The 241-nt window shown below is 56.4% G+C and carries 1 protein-coding gene; it reads right to left on the bottom strand.

The genetic code is table 11. The features are described 5' to 3' along the window. The coding region (locus HMPREF0549_RS09035) for a diaminopimelate epimerase (RefSeq protein WP_003718004.1) at positions 1-241 on the bottom strand (241 nt) is incomplete at both ends.

Below are 241 nucleotides of genomic sequence, written 5' to 3'. Positions count from 1 at the left end.
TTCCCATCGACACCACGCCGCATAAGATTGTCTGCTCGGCGGCGCGCATAATATAGGTCTTTTCCGCTTTGTTAGCGCGAAACGGCACGGCGGAAGGTTCGAAGTTGGGTTCGCCCATATTTACGCGGACCAGATCATCATCGGTGACGGTCAGAACCATCCGCCCGTTGGCGGTGCTGACGCGGATATCACGCTTATTGGTCAGTCCTTTCAGACGCACAAAACGGGCAAAGCAGCGCGC

Source organism: Limosilactobacillus vaginalis DSM 5837 = ATCC 49540 (assembly GCF_000159435.1).
In the GTDB taxonomy this organism is placed as follows: domain Bacteria; phylum Bacillota; class Bacilli; order Lactobacillales; family Lactobacillaceae; genus Limosilactobacillus; species Limosilactobacillus vaginalis.
The sequence above is the reverse complement of the archived record's forward strand: the minus strand, read 5'-3'. Positions and strand labels throughout refer to the sequence as shown.